This is a genomic window from Paenibacillus sp. SORGH_AS_0306 (assembly GCF_030819345.1).
GTDB classification, from domain to species: Bacteria; Bacillota; Bacilli; order Paenibacillales; family Paenibacillaceae; genus Saccharibacillus; species Saccharibacillus kyungheensis.
Genome location: NZ_JAUTBP010000001.1, coordinates 892615 through 909905 on the forward strand (window position 1 = coordinate 892615; position 17291 = coordinate 909905).

General features: G+C 39.5%; 16 protein-coding genes. 14 read left to right on the forward strand and 2 right to left on the reverse strand.

From position 1 onward, the window contains the following. Positions 1-172 precede the first annotated feature (172 nt). The 13 genes from QE450_RS03840 (at position 173) to QE450_RS03900 (ending at position 13838) form a co-directional block, all read left to right on the forward strand. The gene (locus tag QE450_RS03840) at positions 173-466 is read left to right on the forward strand and encodes an acyl carrier protein (protein WP_204824873.1); all 294 of its coding nucleotides are present in this window, start codon (positions 173-175) and stop codon (positions 464-466) included. Between the two features lie 216 nt (positions 467-682). After that, a complete protein-coding gene (locus QE450_RS03845) occupies positions 683-1885 on the forward strand; it encodes a radical SAM/SPASM domain-containing protein (protein ID WP_204824872.1) in 1203 nt (400 codons plus the stop codon). Between the two features lie 15 nt (positions 1886-1900). Continuing rightward, positions 1901-3259, forward strand: coding sequence for a preATP grasp domain-containing protein (locus QE450_RS03850; RefSeq protein ID WP_301261512.1), 1359 nt, complete (start codon positions 1901-1903; stop codon positions 3257-3259). 40 nt (positions 3260-3299) lie between these two features. After that, positions 3300-3545, forward strand: coding sequence for an acyl carrier protein (locus QE450_RS03855; protein WP_204824870.1), 246 nt, complete (start codon positions 3300-3302; stop codon positions 3543-3545). After that, positions 3538-4554: a BtrH N-terminal domain-containing protein gene (locus QE450_RS03860; protein ID WP_273615495.1), complete on the forward strand. Its 1017-nt coding sequence runs from the start codon at positions 3538-3540 to the stop codon at positions 4552-4554. Before QE450_RS03855 ends, QE450_RS03860 begins: the two co-directional genes overlap by 8 nt. A gap of 30 nt (positions 4555-4584) precedes the next feature. Then, the gene (locus QE450_RS03865; protein ID WP_274172951.1) at positions 4585-5577 is read left to right on the forward strand and encodes an ABC transporter ATP-binding protein; all 993 of its coding nucleotides are present in this window, start codon (positions 4585-4587) and stop codon (positions 5575-5577) included. Then, positions 5567-6373, forward strand: a complete 807-nt coding sequence (locus tag QE450_RS03870) for an ABC transporter permease (protein WP_301261509.1) — start codon at positions 5567-5569, stop codon at positions 6371-6373. Before QE450_RS03865 ends, QE450_RS03870 begins: the two co-directional genes overlap by 11 nt. 4 nt (positions 6374-6377) lie before the next feature. Then, entirely contained in the window at positions 6378-7190 is an 813-nt protein-coding gene (locus tag QE450_RS03875) for an ABC transporter permease (RefSeq protein ID WP_273615497.1), read from the forward strand. A gap of 30 nt (positions 7191-7220) precedes the next feature. Continuing rightward, positions 7221-8651, forward strand: coding sequence for an ATP-binding protein (locus QE450_RS03880; RefSeq protein ID WP_307297117.1), 1431 nt, complete (start codon positions 7221-7223; stop codon positions 8649-8651). Between the two features lie 94 nt (positions 8652-8745). After that, positions 8746-9885 (forward strand): UDP-glucuronosyltransferase, encoded by a 1140-nt coding sequence (locus tag QE450_RS03885; RefSeq protein ID WP_273615499.1) that lies wholly within the window; start codon positions 8746-8748, stop codon positions 9883-9885. Next, the gene (locus tag QE450_RS03890; protein WP_307297119.1) at positions 9885-10979 is read left to right on the forward strand and encodes a Gfo/Idh/MocA family protein; all 1095 of its coding nucleotides are present in this window, start codon (positions 9885-9887) and stop codon (positions 10977-10979) included. Before QE450_RS03885 ends, QE450_RS03890 begins: the two co-directional genes overlap by 1 nt. Before the next feature lie 109 nt (positions 10980-11088). Beyond that, on the forward strand, positions 11089-12384 hold the full coding sequence (locus QE450_RS03895; RefSeq protein ID WP_307297121.1) for a type III PLP-dependent enzyme: 1296 nt from the start codon (positions 11089-11091) through the stop codon (positions 12382-12384). Then, positions 12381-13838 carry a hypothetical protein gene (locus QE450_RS03900; RefSeq protein ID WP_307297123.1) on the forward strand — a complete coding sequence of 486 codons (1458 nt, stop codon included), beginning with the start codon at positions 12381-12383 and terminating at the stop codon, positions 13836-13838. The genes QE450_RS03895 and QE450_RS03900 overlap by 4 nt, the downstream gene beginning before the upstream one ends. A gap of 111 nt (positions 13839-13949) precedes the next feature. Here the strand turns inward: QE450_RS03900 and QE450_RS03905 are convergent, their stop codons facing one another. After that, entirely contained in the window at positions 13950-15194 is a 1245-nt protein-coding gene (locus tag QE450_RS03905) for a pectate lyase family protein (protein WP_307302583.1), read from the reverse strand. A 401-nt stretch (positions 15195-15595) separates the two neighbouring features. Next, a complete protein-coding gene (locus QE450_RS03910; RefSeq protein ID WP_273616271.1) occupies positions 15596-16270 on the reverse strand; it encodes a 4'-phosphopantetheinyl transferase family protein in 675 nt (224 codons plus the stop codon). Positions 16271-16377: 107 nt separating this feature from the next. Between QE450_RS03910 and QE450_RS03915 the strand changes: the two genes are divergently transcribed. Continuing rightward, a complete protein-coding gene (locus QE450_RS03915; protein ID WP_273615503.1) occupies positions 16378-17232 on the forward strand; it encodes an alpha/beta hydrolase in 855 nt (284 codons plus the stop codon). The last annotated feature ends 59 nt before the right edge of the window (positions 17233-17291 follow it).

A 17291-nucleotide genomic window follows, 5' to 3' on the forward strand; every position in this document is an offset into this window, starting at 1 on the left:
ATTGACTATTTCTGGAATATAGATGAATATATATGCATATAATTCCATTAATTGGTGCATGGGATTATCGGCTGTACAGCACCATTTTTAGTTCATTATATTCTTCATCTGTAATTGTGCTTTACCTGATTCTCGCCACTCGATACATCTATATCTAGAAGGAGGAATTAGAATGCAGCAATCCCCGGTTTCTGTAGAGCAAATTATTACTATGATTAGTGAGGTAAAACAAGACCCTTCCTGTTTGACACGTCTAGACCGCGATTCTGATATTATTCACGATGCCGGACTGGATTCAATCCAATTAATTCATTTTATTTTACGTGTAGAAGATGACTTTAATGTTGAAATTGATTTTGAAGAGTTTGATATGGAGCATTTGGGCTCTATACAAGCGTTCTGCAATTTTGTGAGTCATGAGACAGGTCAAGACAATCTGACTGAAGAAAAGGTCAACACGTTATAAGCGCTTACATAAAAATTAAAGCGCTAACACTTATTAACCATAATTACACGCTTAGGTACTTATTCCAAACCGATTTTATCGAATACCGCTAACACATATTGATGTACAAATTGTGTACAAAATCACTTTTTCTGACACTTATCGGGCTTATGATGCTATGCGTCATCAGATTCAAGTATGCTTTGAACATTGAATTCAAAGGAAGAGGTGTTTTTTTTGCAACCAAGAAGCGAAGTAACCATTGACCGCAAAGAATTCCAACTGATCAAACGAACTGTTCGTAATGCAACTGTCTCTTACCGTAATCAGATTAAAGATCCGACATACAAAACGCCTATCCCTCAATCTCTAGGGATTAAATTAACCAACCGTTGTAATCTACGGTGTACACACTGTTTCCAATGGAATGAAGATGGATATCATCATCAAATGGATAAAGCGGAACAGAACATGGATCTGGACCCGGCTATTTTCAAACAACTGTTGGATGATACCAAAGAAGCTAAATCTCGCTTGTATCTATGGGGCGGAGAACCGATGTTCCACCGTCAATTTGGACAAATATTAGAATATATTCAAAATGATCGTCGTGAGATGACGATCTGTACGAATGGATTGCTGATCGATAAATTTTTGGAACCTATTTTGGATCTCTCTGAAAATTTAGAGTTACTTATTGCTGTTGAAGGATTTGAATATGAGCATAACCTGATTCGTGGTAAAGGCACATTTCAAAAAACAATGGCACAAATTGATCGCCTAGTTGAATTACGTGATCAAGGATTATACAAAGGCAGAATTTCTGTTCATGCAGTTATTAATGACAATATGATTGGACGTATGACTGAATTGCTAGAATTTTTCGAATCGAAAAAGTTAGATCTAGTGATGCTGTGCTTCCCTTGGTATATTTCACGGGAAACATCGCTCAAAATGGATACGTATTTCTCAGAAAAATTCCAGTGGTTGCGTCAGTTGGATGAGCGTCATATCAGTAGCTGGCATGCATTTAAATATAAAATCAATCCAGATCGTATGGATGCATTGATGGAAGACTTGCATAAGATCAATGACCGTATCTGGAAAATCCGTGTTCGTTATCAACCAGGTCTAGATTACGATGAAATTGATAAATTTATTCATGGTGATGAAATGACAAGTCGTTGTTCTAATCACTGTCTGGCGTTAACATCACGTACAGATATTGTACCGGATGGTAGTGTTATGCCTTGTAAATTCTTTTCCGAGTTTACTGTAGGGAACTTGAAAGAGAAAAGCTTGAAAGAAATCTGGGATTCTGAAGAATATGAAAATGTAAGACATATTATTAATAAAGAAGGGCTAACGCCTGCGTGCTCGAAGTGCAGTGTATTGTATCTACATGGTGCAGGTACAGTCAATTCGCTCGACTATATTTAAGAGCGGAGGGAGTTTATGAGACAGCAGCTATCTTTAATGGATGCTTTGACCGATCGGCGTGATAAAGGTCGCTTAGTATGGATTTTTAATATTGGTGCTGAATCGGTCTGGCATAATATCAGTAAAGGAGTGAGTGATCCCCAGGAACAAGAAGTAGTCAATCGAATAGAAGAGATGAATCTTTTACTCTGTCGTAAGCAGGATATTATGATTTTGCGTAAACAACCAGACCCGGATTATCTAGATATGTTGGAAAATCTGGGTTTTGAGTTACCTCGAATCGAGATTCCTGAAGGGGAAAGTGATGATCCTTTTGTATCGATATCGCAATTAATTTTGCAAGATGAAGCGCTGTTAGAACGATTGCAGTTATACGGTATGCAAGGGCGTGCAGCTTATGAAGAAACGTATCTGGTTCCTTATGCTGTTACGCAGTGGGAAGAAGAAATTGCGCGTACTTGTGAGATTCCGTATATCGGAGCGCCTTCGGATATCTGTAAATTAGTCAATGACAAAATATTCAGTCGCCAAGCAGCGATTGAATTAGGATTTCCTGTTAGTAGTGGAACTGTATGTGCGACAGTAGAAGAGATTAGACGTGAGTGTTTGGCGATAGGTACAGCTGATGCAGAAGCGCAAATTATTATTAAAGAACCTTATGGCGCTTCTGGCAAAGGCTTGTATTTATTACAGGGTACGCAAAAGCTTGATGCAACGCTGAGTGTGATGAGCCGTTTTGCACGCAAGCAAAATAATCCAGACCAAGCATGGTTGGTGGAACGCTGGCACAAAAAGCAAATGGATTTGAATTACCAGATTTATATTCATCCTGATGGAGATGTAGAAGTCTTTTCACTCAAACGTCAGATTGTGGATGGCACTGTCTATATTGGGTCGTATATGCCTTCAGGTGTAAGCGAAACGATTCGGCAGCAATCCCGTCAATATGCGATGGAATTAGGGCACTATTTGTATGAAAAGCAGTATCGCGGGATCGCTTCGATAGATGCTTTTATTGATGAAAGTGGTGAGTTGATTCCTGTTATCGAAATTAACGGGCGTTTTACGTTATCCACGTATATTTCATTATTACCGCAAGTGTTTGGACTTAGAATATTTCGTTCTCGTTATTTCCGGCATATTACGAAAGAGCGCTTAACTTATCAAGCCCTTTGTCAGACGTTGGAAGAGCATGATCTGTTGTATACGTCTTTGCATCCATTTGGTGTATGGATTTATACGGCAGGTACATTATCAGCCAGTAAAACCACCAGCGGGTATAACAATCGGATTTTTGCAATTGTAATTGCAGATACTCAAAAGGAAGCGCAGCGACTGGAAGAACAATTGGAACACATTATTGCAGGATTATAACCAAGTGATCGTCAACGATATGTTAAAAGGAGGCACAACGATGGAAGTAAGTGAACAACAGGTTGTACCATTGCTTGCTCAAGTGTTAAAAATGGCTCCAGGCGATCTGGAAAATCTACAGCCAGACGATGATCTACGAGAGTATGGTCTTAATTCATTATCGGCAGTCGAATTAATTGTAGAGTTGGAAAACCATCTAAACATCATGATTGACGATGATAATCTACTATTGGAAGAATTATCGACGTTACGCCGAATTGAAAATATATTAGCCCAATATGTTTAAAAGGTCACTTGCCAAACAAGTTTTGCCTGAAACAGTAGGAGCGCCAGGACAGCATTGCTTTTATGCTAGCCTGCACGCTTTGCTACTGCGTCAAGGTGTATATACGGATGAAGCTGATTTGTATTTTCTTTGCAACGGGTTGTCGATCTCGTACAAAGGGAATTTCGATTCATTTGGTCTACGTCCGATGGCGGATTTGTTATCTCAATGGTCAACCAATACACAGGTTGAAGTGAAACATGTCACTATCGATCCTTCGCTTTCAAAGCGAAACGATTTTTTAATTTTACAGGATTGGTCTAATGCTTTGGAAAATGGGAAAAGTATTCTTTTGCATTTACAAAGTCATTGTCTGAATTTCCATCCAGTGTATCAAAATAATCCGAGTAAAGGGCATGTTATCCAATTGTACGGGTTAGATATGAAGCAAGATGAAGCGTATGTATCTGATCATTTTTTGTTAGAAGAGTCAGGGCATGTGCTTAGTTATAGTGGCAAAACCAATCTCACTTTATTGTTAGAAGGCATATCAGAATACGCGTATCTCAATGGAAATCCAGCAGAAGAGTTGAGTGTAAAAAAAGTCATTCAAGCATGTGATCTTCATTTAGAGCAATTTTTGCAAGAAAGTTGGTCTGCCTATGCTGTTTTGTTCTGTGATCTGGATCGTTTGTTAGATATGGATGATGAACAATTTCGAGCCAGTTGCGATACGTTATATTACCAGTTACGGATAGAGAGCTTGATGCATTTACTGCAATATACCGAGCAATTTATTAGTCGGTATGAAGGATTGATGGGCGGTGAACATTATACAGATCTATTGCGATCAGATCTGTATGAACTCAGACAAACATGGAAAAGACATCTGCTTCAATTGTACAAAATAGGTCTACGTGTTAATCGTGATAAATTACCAGAATATATTCAACATAGTCTGCGTTTATTAGCAGAATTAAAAGCGGTATTAGAACGCATGAGAATGACGGTACATCAGGTCCGTCTATAGGAATAGGCAACATGAAGGAGGTCGTGTCATCTGTCTGCTATCACATTAAATCAACTATCCAAAACATTTGAATATTACAAAAAAGAGCCTGGCTTACGCAAATCATTTTCTAATTTATTCAAACGGGAAAAACTGCATAAAGAAGCAGTGATCGATCTGAGCTTTGATATTAACGAAGGCGAGATTGTAGGCTTCCTCGGACCCAATGGAGCAGGAAAAACAACAACGCTCAAAATGTTATCCGGTATTCTACATCCTAGTGATGGAGAAGCTTCTGTACTTGGATATACCCCGTGGGAACGTAAAAAAGAATTTAAACGTCAGTTCTCGATTGTGATGGGTCAAAAAAATCAATTGTGGTGGGATTTGCCTGCAAGCGATTCATTTGAACTCAACAAATTAATCTATGATCTGGACGATACTGAATATAAGCGCACACTGGATGAACTGGTAGAATTGCTCGGTGTAAGTGAACAGTTACATGTACAAGTACGCCGTCTGTCTCTAGGCGAACGGATGAAGATGGAATTGATTGCTTCGCTACTTCATCGCCCGAAAGTCATTTTGCTCGATGAGCCGACTATCGGACTTGATATTATTTCTCAAAGTAAAATCAGACAATTTTTCAAAACATACAATCAGACGTACAATACAACGATTTTGTTAACCAGTCATTATATGCGTGATATTGAAGATTTGTGTTCACGAACGATGATTATCAATCATGGACAACTGGTCTACGATGGTGATCTCAAAAGTGTAAATGATGTGATCGGTTCCTGGAAATTGCTCAAAATCCAACTGTCAGCCCCAGTATCGGAACTGTCTTTAAATGGATATGGCAAAATCCGTTCTCGCTCTGAATTGGAAGTCGTATTTGAATTAAGCAAACACGATGTATTACGCAAATCCAAAGAAATACTGGATCATTTACCAGTGATCGATTTTACGATAGAAGATATTCCTTTAGAAGAAGGGATTGCGATTCTGTACGAAAAAGGTGGATTGCCCCATGCCCAATAAAGTATATCGCAAAATTTTACATATGGGGATCCAGAATGAAATGGAATACCGGACTAATTATTGGATTCAACTGGTGAGCTTTTTTGTACCAATGATGACCCAGTTTTTTTTATGGTTAGCGATTTTTCAATCCTCCGGTCAGGGAACGATAGTAGGATATACGTTTCAAGAAATGCTGATCTATATCATTATGGCGGCAGTCACAGGCAAATTAGTCGCAGCTGGATTTGAATACGAGATCGCTGGCGATATCAAAGAAGGCGGATTAGGTAAATTTTTGGTACAGCCGTTAAATTATTTTGCATATCGCATTTTGAAATTTCTTGGAGCCAAAGCTGTTCAGTCTGTTCTTGTTATTGTATTTGCAGCGGTCGTATTGATCTGGTTGCGGATCGGTCTACATGTTCCTGTCGGTTGGGATAGTGCGCTACGTTATCTGATTGCATTACCCGGCGCTCTGTTACTGAATTTTGTCATCTATTATGCACTTAGTGGTATTGCTTTCTGGCTGACAGAATCTACCGGATTATTTTATACGTTATCGTTGATTATTTATATTGCTAGTGGCAGTGTATTTCCGTTAACGATTTTCGGAGAGACTATCGCCAAATTATTAGGTATGTTGCCTTTTTCCTATATTGTCTTTTTTCCTGTCAATATGATTACAGGCAAATTAACTCCAACAGAAGCGGTAACAGGGATTGGTATGCAATGGTTATGGATCGTTGTTATTTTGCTAGTAGCTAGGTGGGTATGGAGTTCAGGAGTGCGCCGTTATGTAGCGGTGGGAGGATAATGATATGCAAATGATCTGGAAAGAAGCAAAGCGATATTCACGTATTTATGGACGATTTATGAAATTCTCTGTGATGTCGCAAATGGAATACCGTACTAATTTTATTACAGCTTTTCTGATTGAGACTGCGTATCTACTGATCAAGCTATTATATGCGATTCTGCCTTATCAGGTAGGAACCGATATTAATGGCTGGTCGCCGGATGCGATTTTGTTATATGTAGGCGTATTTACGATTATGAGTGGATTGTACAGCGGATTGTTTTTTACTAATTTCACACAGTTACCGGATAAAGTGCGTACCGGTTCACTGGATGTGTTGATTACCAAGCCAATCTCATTGCAATTTGCAGTGACTTTACGCCAATTTGAATTAGGATATACGATTCCAAATGTGGTCGGTGGCGCTATTATGGTTGCAATTGGCTGGAGTCGAATGGGCTTACCGGTAGACTTTTACCATGTGGGTGGATTTATCTTTTTTATCGCTATTGGAGTGTTGATTGCTTATTCGGTATTTCTATTGCCTCAATTGCTTGCATTTTGGACAGTACAGACGACAGGAGTCACCGATATGTCCAATAGCGTTTTTGAAACGAATTATGTCCCGATGGCTGTTTATAATCGTATTATTCAGCGTTTGGGAACCTTTTTATTGCCTGTGTTCGTAATTTGCAATTTTCCACCTATGTTTGTGATGGGTGCTCTGAATCCAGGGATGATCTGGTGGGCATTGCTTGCACCGGTCTGGTTGTTAATTATTATTCGTGTGATCTGGAGTTATGCTTTGCGTCATTATTCCAGTGCCAGTCAATAATGAGCTACTAACTAAAGGAGGAATATACATATGAGTGAACGTGTTGGTAACCAGCCATTGCTACACATGGGTGCTTTTGAAGCCGAATTGTACTGGCGTGAAGATGATCTAGCTACTTTGCCAGCTTTACCTGATAAAGAAGCAGAGAAAATAGTTACGGCGATGGATGAACTGTTATTTACTTTTTGCTATCCAGGAGATCTACTATTTACTCGTTATGCAATTGAGCCAGCACAGCGTCAATATATTCAGCAATTGGGATTTAGCGTATATGGAAATACACAAGATTTGGAAATGGATGCCGCCAAAATCAAAGATCATATTCTAGCAGGGCAAGATCAGACGATGGCAGGAATCAATCGCTTGAGTGCAGGCAAACAAGCAGGGATGTCTGCACGTCCTGTGTCTGTTTTCCAGTGGATGCAAGAACAAGATGAACAGCTAACCGCTCCATTTCCATTATCTACGATGACTTTATCTCCATTTGCATGGATTCCTCATATCGAAGAGATGAATCAACGATTTGGAATCGGTTATCATGCTCCTGATCTGGAAGTCGTCAAAAAGGTCAATACCAAACACTATTCTGCCCAAATGAAACAAAAGCTCAACTTGAGCGGTGTAGGGGTACTTGTAGAAAGCAGTGAAGACCTGGTTGAGAAAGGAAGCGAATGGCTGAAAGAAGGGTCTTTTTTAATCAAAGACAATTACGGTGTATCAGGCAAAGGTAATATGCTGATCGATTCTCCTGAACTTCTTGTACGGATTGGTCATGGTCTGCATAAACAAGAGGAAAAAGGGAAAAAAGTTCAATTTCTAATCGAAAAGTATCTGCAAAAAGAACGTGATTTCTCCTGCCAATTCTATATCGATCCACAAGGAAATATCGAAATGTTATCTGTTCAATGGTTAGCTAACTCTCAATTTGCTTATCGTGAGTCGCTTTCTCCTGATCCTGCTTTTATGATGCGACTGGAACAAGAAGGTTATTTTGCTCTGATGGAGCAGATCGGTAAGCAGTTGTATCAAGATGGTTACTTTGGACATGTCTGTATTGATTCTATGGTGTTGCAAGATGGTAGTCTTGAGCCAATGGTAGAGATTAACGCTCGCAAATCAATGAGCTTGATTAAGCACCAGATGGATCAATATCTACGTACGTACGGACTGGTAGGTAATATGACCAACTATAATGTGTCCCATACAGGCGAAGTCTCGCATGAGCAATTACTTCATCTTTTAGAACAAGCGAATCTGCTCTATCTGCCGAATCGCCAACAAGGTATTATCCCATTAACATCAGCCGCTTTACATGTGAATCATCGCTTCCGTAATGATAACAAAAAGCACAAAGGCAGAATCTACCTTTCAGTTGTAGCTACTCATGACTATATCAAACAACAACTATTGACTCGATTTGAACAACTATTAGAAACGAACCAATTTAGCATATTAAATTAATCAAATAGAGAATGTTCTACTTTAATATTCATTTTTATCACTCAAAATATAGTTCTTTTCTTCACCATCCTATACATGGAAGGATTTGATGATCATGACTGTAACGATATTGTGTTCTGGTTTTGGATTAGGCTTTTATACACCCGGTCTACTTGTAGAAGCAAGCTTGAAGCGTATGGGTATTCCGACAGACGTTCTTGTATTTGAAAATGTTATGCAATCCGATCAATTGCAAAAAGTAGATAAAAGCCGGCAAGCATATCATGCTGATTTTTCAGTTGCATTGATGTCTCAGCGAATTCCACAAGATATCCGCAAAAGTATGGATGATGAACAGATTGCAACATTGTTACAGCAGTGGGAATCCGAAGGAAGGCAACATTTTATTTGTTTATCAGGGCACTGGATATACATTTTAGATCGCTATCGGGAGCAGGTAGGTGAAGCCAATATCCATGTGGATTTATTGTATCTGGATGTGGTCGATTCTCCTTCCTGGAAAAGTGTACGCAAACGATTAGGTCAGCTACATGAGAGTTATCATGAAGTCTGGCTATTTGGTCATGGAGAACAAGAGATGTACACGTATATCGATATCCCTTTATCAGACCCTGTGATTCCGTATAGTCAAAGGCAACATCGACTGCTGGTACATGGCGGTGGTTGGGGAATGGGGACGTATCGTGAACGTATTGCCGAATTAGAACAAGTGGGCTATGGACTGGATATTATTCTATATGATCAAGATGAACGAGGCACTTCAGAACAGGGACAACGCTATTATCGAATGAATCCAGAATGGCGTACATGGCAACAAAATGAACAGGGTAAGCATACCTTTCCGCCATTAGGAGAAGTGCAAGCAGATCAGTCTGTTCAGTATGAATCACGAGCAGAGTATCATATTTTGTGCGAGATTGAACGCAATGTACAAGCGATCGTGAGCAAGCCCGGTGGAGGGACATTAGCAGATTCTTTTGCACTCAGTACGCCGATTATCTTTTTAGATCCTTTTGGTGAACATGAAGCTCAGAATGCAGCTCAATGGGAAAAATACGGATTCGGATTATCTTATGAACGTTGGATGAGTGAATATGGTGGAGGTACCGATATTTTGGAACAGATGCATCAGCAATTACTACAAGCCCGTCAACAATTTCCAGCGTACGCAGATGAGTATATTCAACGTCATATGCAGCTTCTTCATCCTACGATGGCTAAAGGTACATTATGATGAAATCTTCTGAAATGAGTATCAGGCAATCCACCACAGACGCAGATGAACATATTCTTTCGGCTCAAGTAAGTCACCATCCAGAATCAACTGTCAAATTAGGCATTCTAGGCTGTTCAGGAATTGTGCCACGTGCTGTTCTTGATCCTGCACCTTATGTCGATGGACTGGAAATTGTAGGCGTTGCTAATCGCACTTTATCCAAAGCCGAATCGCTAGCAGAACATTATGGAATTGCAACGATTTATAACAGTTTGGACGAATTGTTAGCTGATCCTCAACTAGATGCTGTCTATATAGGGCTGAGTAATGAACTGCATGCAACATGGATTCGCAAAGCATTATCCGCAGGCAAACATGTACTGGTCGAAAAACCACTTTGTTTGTATCCAGAAGAATTGCCGATGATGGGTGCCGCGGCACAGCATTATGGATTGCAATTGATCGAAGGGATTATGGTAGCACATCATCCGTGGCAACACACATTGCGTGAGTTGATTCAGTCTGGTGAATATGGAGATTTGATACGTACAGTGACCCAGCTTACGATACCCGCCAAAGACAATCATCAGGATAATTACCGAAGCCATCCAGAGCAAGGTGGAGGATGTTTCTGGGATTTGGGTTGTTATTGGCTCCAATTTTTACAACAGGTGATCGGTATACAACATGGTGAATTTGATGGACATTCTCTATTTGATGGGCCGAATGGATGCGATTGGACATTTGAAGCGCAAGCCAGACTTGCTCATGGAGTAACAGCAGAAGCGATATTCTCATTTGAGAAGCCGTATAGTAGCCGTCATATTGTTTACCTTGAACACGCAACGATAACGATTAATGACTTTTTCCGCTGTAATCTAGGCTTTTATAAATTGAAGTTAAAGATTGCGTTGCTGGAAAATGGGCAAGAAACAGGTGAAGTTCGTTATCATACTTTTGAGCCAATGAATTATTATGTAAATCAATTACGCTTTTTTCGTGATACGGTTCATCATCCGTCCAATCATCATTCGTTGGATGAATCGGTAGAGCGTATCCACCTGCTATCTCATATTCATGCGACTGCCAAATCCAAAAGTGTTATATCTTGAGTTATCCATACAGATATGTGGTTTAGCAAACATCTTTTTCTTATCAAAATCTTTTTCTCGTTGAACATGGTTGCATGTGTAATGCCAAATGGTTAGGAGATGAACATGGATGAGTCATTTATCAGAAAATAATCCTTTATATGAAGCGTTACAGCAGTATCCAACGCCTTTTTATTATTACAATGGAGATCAATTAGCTGATCATATTCACTCTTTTCAACAAATGCTACATCCCAAAGTTCAATTGCATTATGCGTTAAAAGCCAATAACAATATAGCGCTAGCTAGCCTTTTACGTGAATGGGGCTGTCATATTGAGATTGCTTCTTTAGGAGAATTGCGTCTCGCTGAAGCGGCAGGGTATTTACCAGAAGAGATTATTTATACAGGCCCGGGGAAAAGTGAAAAAGAATTACGGACAGCAATAGCGCATCAGATTTATTGTATCAATATCGAATCACTAGCAGAGTTAGAAACGATTCATCAGATTGCTACAGAATATGATTGCCATGTAAGAGTCGGTATTCGGGTGAATCCAGATGGAGAAGGAATCGGGGGATCGTCCATTCAGATGGCAGGGGTAGCCCGACCATTTGGGATTGATGAGTCTCAACTTGATCAAGTATTTCAGCGTGCGGCTGAGATGTCACATATTCAAGTGATCGGTATTCAAGTCTATGCGGGTACACAGATTATGGATGCAGAGGTGTTGCTGAGTAATTTTAGATATACTTTATCTTTGGCAGCACAACTTCAAGCTAGATATTCGGTTCAACTGGATATTGTGAATCTGGGTGGTGGATTTGGAGTTCCTTACTTTTCCCATGAACGTCCACTGGATATAGAATATGTGATGCAACAACTGACACTGCTCATAGATGAATATAGTGTTCATCTGCGCCATAGTTCTTTTATTATCGAAAGTGGTCGCTATTTATTAGCCGCTGCTGGAATCTATGTCTGTCAGGCGCAATATACCAAAGTATCCAAAGGCGAACATTTTGTGATTGTGGATGGTGGGATGCACCACCATGCAGGAGCTACATTTCGAGGTAGACGACCACGCAACAATTATCCGATCGAAATTATTCCAAGACATCATACGCCAGATACAGAGCAGACGCAGGTTACCAGTATTGTAGGGCCTCTGTGTACGCCGGATGATTGTTTATTCAAAAATGTAGAGTTGCCTGTTATCCATGCTGGTGATTACATATGTATTCTGCAATCCGGTGCGTATGGATTAACATACAGCCCTATTCAATTTCTGGGGCATGCTACACCTGCTGAGGTGCTGTATTATAAAGGCAAATCGTATTTGATTCGTGAGCAAGGCGATCCTGAAGATTTGTTACTGCGACAGCAAAATATCGTACCTTCTACAGAATGGACGGCGGTGCCATGATGAATTCTAGTACGTATTCCTATACTCATTACGAAGCATCGTTAGTCCGTCAACCTATTCCGTCTGATTCGCAGAAAATCTTGCCTTTAGCCAAACCTTTTGTTAAAGGATATCAGTACTTGGGGTATGCTCTATCTGTTATTATGACTCATGAAGAGTGTTTGCCGTGGGTGTATCATCAATTTATCCAGTTGAGTTCTCCTAATTACCAGTGGGTTGATTTTTACCATCCACATGACTTTAGCGACTATCCCTGGTTGGAGACGAATGAGACCGATTGTGCAGATCTGAATGCAGAGCAATTGATTCATACATGGATACAGCTTATTAATGAAGAAAAGTATCTGGTGATGTTTATTGATGAATTTTATTTGTCCCATACTGCTTTTTATCAAGAAGAGCATTATTCTCATGATATTATGCTACATGGATATGATTTGGAGCAGGGTATATTCTGGGCAAGCGGATACAATCGCGATTTTCAATATGGAGAGTATTCTATTCCTATCGAAGAAGTGCTAGCAGCTCATTTCTCATTTCAAGAATCGCATAAGCGTCTCATTACGATTCGCTATCAGCAAGCACCTGTACATTCTCCCAAAGTGATCGCTGTAGTTGTTACATTAGAGGGTCTGATTGAACAGTTGCAAGACTATGTAGATTCTTGCCCGTCATCTTGGAGACGTAATGATATTCAGCAAGCCAGCGCCCACTTTTATGGTATGGAAATCTATGATATTTTACAAAATAGTATTCAGAACTTTATCGATAATCATATCAAAGCCGATATTCGGGCATTCCATATCTGGTACGAACACAAAGAAGCGATGGAGCAACGATTAACGTATTTGACGCAAAATGTAACAGGCTTACAAGCGATAGTAGATCAGCATCCTACATTAATGCCAGCGTTAAAAGAACTAACTCGTAAAGCAACAATTATTCGTAATCTATTGCTCAAATACAATCGAAGTCACAATATAGCCAGCTTAGAGCGCGCGTCGCAAATGCTCTATACGATGCGTGGTGAAGAAGAAGTAGCCTTGCAAATGATGCTCACTGTGCTCAAGCAAAGTATTCAGCCTGTATCTGTATTGGAGCAATCGCGTGAATTAAAACGGCGTGTCGTAGATCGTCAGCTACGCAAAACGGTCGAAGACCGATTGATAATCTTCGATCAATTAGAAAAGCTAGATCATCCTAATGAATGGATAGAAATTATGCTGATTATCGATCAACAGTTATGGGAACAGTTAGCTCAGACTGATTCAGTACGAACAGATCGTCTGATCGCTTTCTGGTGCGAACTGCTTCAAACCAAACCGTGGGTAGCCAGTCAATATGATACATTACGTAATGTGGTAGAGCGAATGCAGAAGGTGGCGCAAGATGAGCAAGTCAAAGCCCAGTTAGAGTACTGGCATACAACGATGACTGCTATTCGTTCTCAATAAATCATCAAATGTATAGCATAATTCAGATTATTCACATGAAATCATAAATAGCCGTAGGACTCTCTAATCATTAAGAGAATCCTACGGCTTATTTGATAGGTACAACTTAGATTAGAGTTTACCAGCGCCTGCTTGAGCAGTCACAGTAGCCTTGACAGTCGTAGAAGTAGCAATTGCATCATACAACGTAGGCGTCCAACCTACATCTGTACTCAGACCTGCACTGGTAGCAACATTAATAGCGACTCCATTTAGTAAAGTGCCTGTATCATACAGTGCGGTGCCTTTAAGCGGACTTGCGACTTGATCTGCGGTTAGGCCTGTTACATCAATCACATTATTTTGAGCGTAGATTTTGGAAGATTTGCCAATACCCCAGATATACAGGGTAGCATAAGCGCCTGTAGTACTGCCTTGATAATAATTGTTATACACATGAATTTGTCCATAGCGTACGCGAGGGGTACGTTGAACTGTATTTTTATAATAATTATGATGCAAAGTAGCACGTAATTTACCTTCATCACTGGTTGTACTATCACTTGAACCGATAATCGTAGTTTTGTCATGATCATGGAAATAGTTATAAGACAGAGTTAATAGATCAGCACCATTACTCATATCTACAGCACCATCATGATGTTGATATTCACGACCATAATATTCTCCATTGCCACTATCAGGATGAGCACCATCGTCAAATGTACAATGATCTATCCATAAATGAGTAGCCCCTTTGATCGTGATACTATCGTATTCAGAATTCCAATTGCCTGTACTGCCATCTGTAGGGTCCCATGATGGAAAATAATCATAAGCATCTTGAAATTCAATATTACGAATAATAATATTGTCTGTACCGCTTTTCACCTGAAAATTAACACCATTGATGATAGCATTGGTACCTTTACCTACAATCGTAGTGTTGGAAGGGATAGTAATACTTATTCGGCTAGCTTGATTTTTTTGCGAAGCTTTACGAGCGTCTTCCTGTGTACCGGAAGGAACTTTAGACATTCCCCATGTTGCCGGATCATAAGCTTTGAGATAAGCATTAAAATCATAGCCAGCGTCTTTATAATCATTGGCACCGAGTGGTTGGTTATTATCATCTACATTGATATTAATTGTACCGCTTACATAAATGATTTTAGGAGTAGTATTAGTAGCACTTCCAAGCGCATCTACTAACTGTTTGCGATTAGTTACAGTGAATATATTCGCAGTGGTTGCTTTGGCACCGCCTGTAGTTCCACCAGAATAAGCTGCCCAGCCATTTTTAGTTCCTAATGTTTCTTTGCCTATATCTGTAGCCGCTTGTACCGAAGGATTCCAGACTGCTATTGATGAGAACATTAATAATGTAGCTAATCCTATACTCCATTTTTTATGCATACATCTTATTCCTCCTTGAGTATATACAATCGTATCCATATCATAAGCAAGACAATAGTAAGCGCGACAAGTGAATAAGCAGATGAGGTTAAAAAGAAAGCCCGGGTACTTTTTTCTAACCACCTATACAGCGTAATCATTTTTACATAAAGTGACAATATAAGAATAAATACGTAAATATAAGTGTAAATGATTACATATAGAAAACACAAAAAAGACCTTTGTTATAGAGGATATATCACAAAGATCCTTTTAAATCATAGGAATTAGATGTTATGATTATAGAAGTGTATAATACATAGTTATACAAATTGCATAAAAATAAACTTAAATTTGAACTAAATGCTCCCATATGTATAAAATTACGGAATTAGTTCAGTCCAATCTAGCATCACGAGCGGAAGAGGACCTAACGGTTCTGCTGCACAGACGGCTAATTTGTACTGTGAATCGATAGAAATATGACGGAAAAAACTTGGGGTGTCGATTGGTTTCGTAGAAGTCACTTGATAGTTTTGGATATCATCTTGCAAAATAGAGAATGAATCTAACGGAATAGAAAGCCCTTTGCCTACAAATTTGATGTAGCTTTCTTTTAATGTCCATAATTCATAAAAAGTCTGTAGCTGTCGATCTTCCGGTGCGTTCAATACCAATTGATATTCATCAGGAGTATAGAATCGCTTGGCTATTCCAAAATCTATTGGACGTACCTGTTCAATATCAATACCTACGGGAACATCACCATCAACACATACAATCCAGTTACCTGCATGGGATACATTAAAATGAATATGGGGATAGTTGCGTAAGTAAGGCTTGCCATACTTATTTTTGTCTAACTGAATCTGATCATCTTGCAAATGATAATGGGTACGTAATCTATATAAAATAAGCAGTTCTCCTATTAATCCACGCTGAGCATCTTGCTGTCTAACAAATTTCAAAGAAGCTTCTTTTCTTGCAGATGATACTTTACTACGTAACATATCCATATCTTCTAACGATAATAAATCAGGCAGATGTATCCCTGTCACTGTAATCAATCTCTCGTCTCCCCACTTTCGAGTTTGGCTCTATTGCTATATAAAGAAATGGTTCTGTTGTCTAAATTATACAATATCATTTTCAAGGAGGAAACATTGTGCCAGAAATCAAACATTTAGCTCATCAGACCGAGGACGGTTATTTTGTTCAGTTGATTCCAGACGTTCAATTTGCTCGTTTTGCAAATGGACAATCATTAAAAATGAATATCTTGCGTCCGGTTTCTCATTTACCGTTGCCGTTAATCGTCTGGGTGGTCGGTGGAGCTTGGGTAGATATCGATCCTTACAAACATATTCCTGCTCTTTCCAAATTAGCCCGTCAAGGATATGTGATCGCTTGTGTAGAATACCGAACAGTCAACAAAGCGCCTTTTCCTGCACAATTAGAAGATATCAAAACAGCGATTCGTTTTTTACGTGCTCATGCGCTTGATTATCATATCGATCCAGAACATATCGGCATCTGGGGACACTCCGCAGGTGCTCATTTATCTGCATTAGTAGGTGTAACTGGAGACCAATCCGAATGGGATCAACAAGGACAATGGCAAGGTTATTCCAGTAGTGTCAAAGCGGTAGTCGATTTTGCAGGTCCGGTTGATATTCAGGCAGATTTCCAGAGTGAATACGAATTGCCTGTAATCTCGTTACTGATGGGTGGACCTTTACGACATAAAATAGACACAGCAGATCAATCCAATCCGATTCATCATCTTTCTTCTCATATTCCTGCTCAAGTACCGCCGTTTTTGATTATGCATGGAGATCAAGATCAAGTGGTACCGCTACGTCAAAGTCAGTTTTTGTATGATGCGTTAGCAGCGATGTCTGCGGAAGTGGATCTATATATTTTGGAAGGTGTCGGTCATTCTTCGACTACTTTTATGACTCGAAATGATGTACTTGAAATTGTAAGTGAATTTTTTGCGCTACATTTGAAAGGATCATGACCAATATAGGTTAATAGTAAAGTAGACCATCATCACCAGTCCAAACAGTTCATCATTGC

Coding starts and splice junctions, on each gene's coding strand:
- QE450_RS03855 (WP_204824870.1), top strand. CDS start 3,300: ATGGAAGTAAGTGAACAACAGGTTGTACCATTGCTTGCTCAAGTGTTA.
- QE450_RS03905 (WP_307302583.1), bottom strand. CDS start 15,194: ATGTTCTCATCAATAGCAGTCTGGAATCCTTCGGTACAAGCGGCTACA.
- QE450_RS03875 (WP_273615497.1), top strand. CDS start 6,378: ATGCAAATGATCTGGAAAGAAGCAAAGCGATATTCACGTATTTATGGA.
- QE450_RS03860 (WP_273615495.1), top strand. CDS start 3,538: ATGTTTAAAAGGTCACTTGCCAAACAAGTTTTGCCTGAAACAGTAGGA.
- QE450_RS03880 (WP_307297117.1), top strand. CDS start 7,221: ATGAGTGAACGTGTTGGTAACCAGCCATTGCTACACATGGGTGCTTTT.
- QE450_RS03900 (WP_307297123.1), top strand. CDS start 12,381: ATGATGAATTCTAGTACGTATTCCTATACTCATTACGAAGCATCGTTA.
- QE450_RS03870 (WP_301261509.1), top strand. CDS start 5,567: ATGCCCAATAAAGTATATCGCAAAATTTTACATATGGGGATCCAGAAT.
- QE450_RS03890 (WP_307297119.1), top strand. CDS start 9,885: ATGAAATCTTCTGAAATGAGTATCAGGCAATCCACCACAGACGCAGAT.
- QE450_RS03895 (WP_307297121.1), top strand. CDS start 11,089: ATGAGTCATTTATCAGAAAATAATCCTTTATATGAAGCGTTACAGCAG.
- QE450_RS03850 (WP_301261512.1), top strand. CDS start 1,901: ATGAGACAGCAGCTATCTTTAATGGATGCTTTGACCGATCGGCGTGAT.
- QE450_RS03885 (WP_273615499.1), top strand. CDS start 8,746: ATGACTGTAACGATATTGTGTTCTGGTTTTGGATTAGGCTTTTATACA.
- QE450_RS03840 (WP_204824873.1), top strand. CDS start 173: ATGCAGCAATCCCCGGTTTCTGTAGAGCAAATTATTACTATGATTAGT.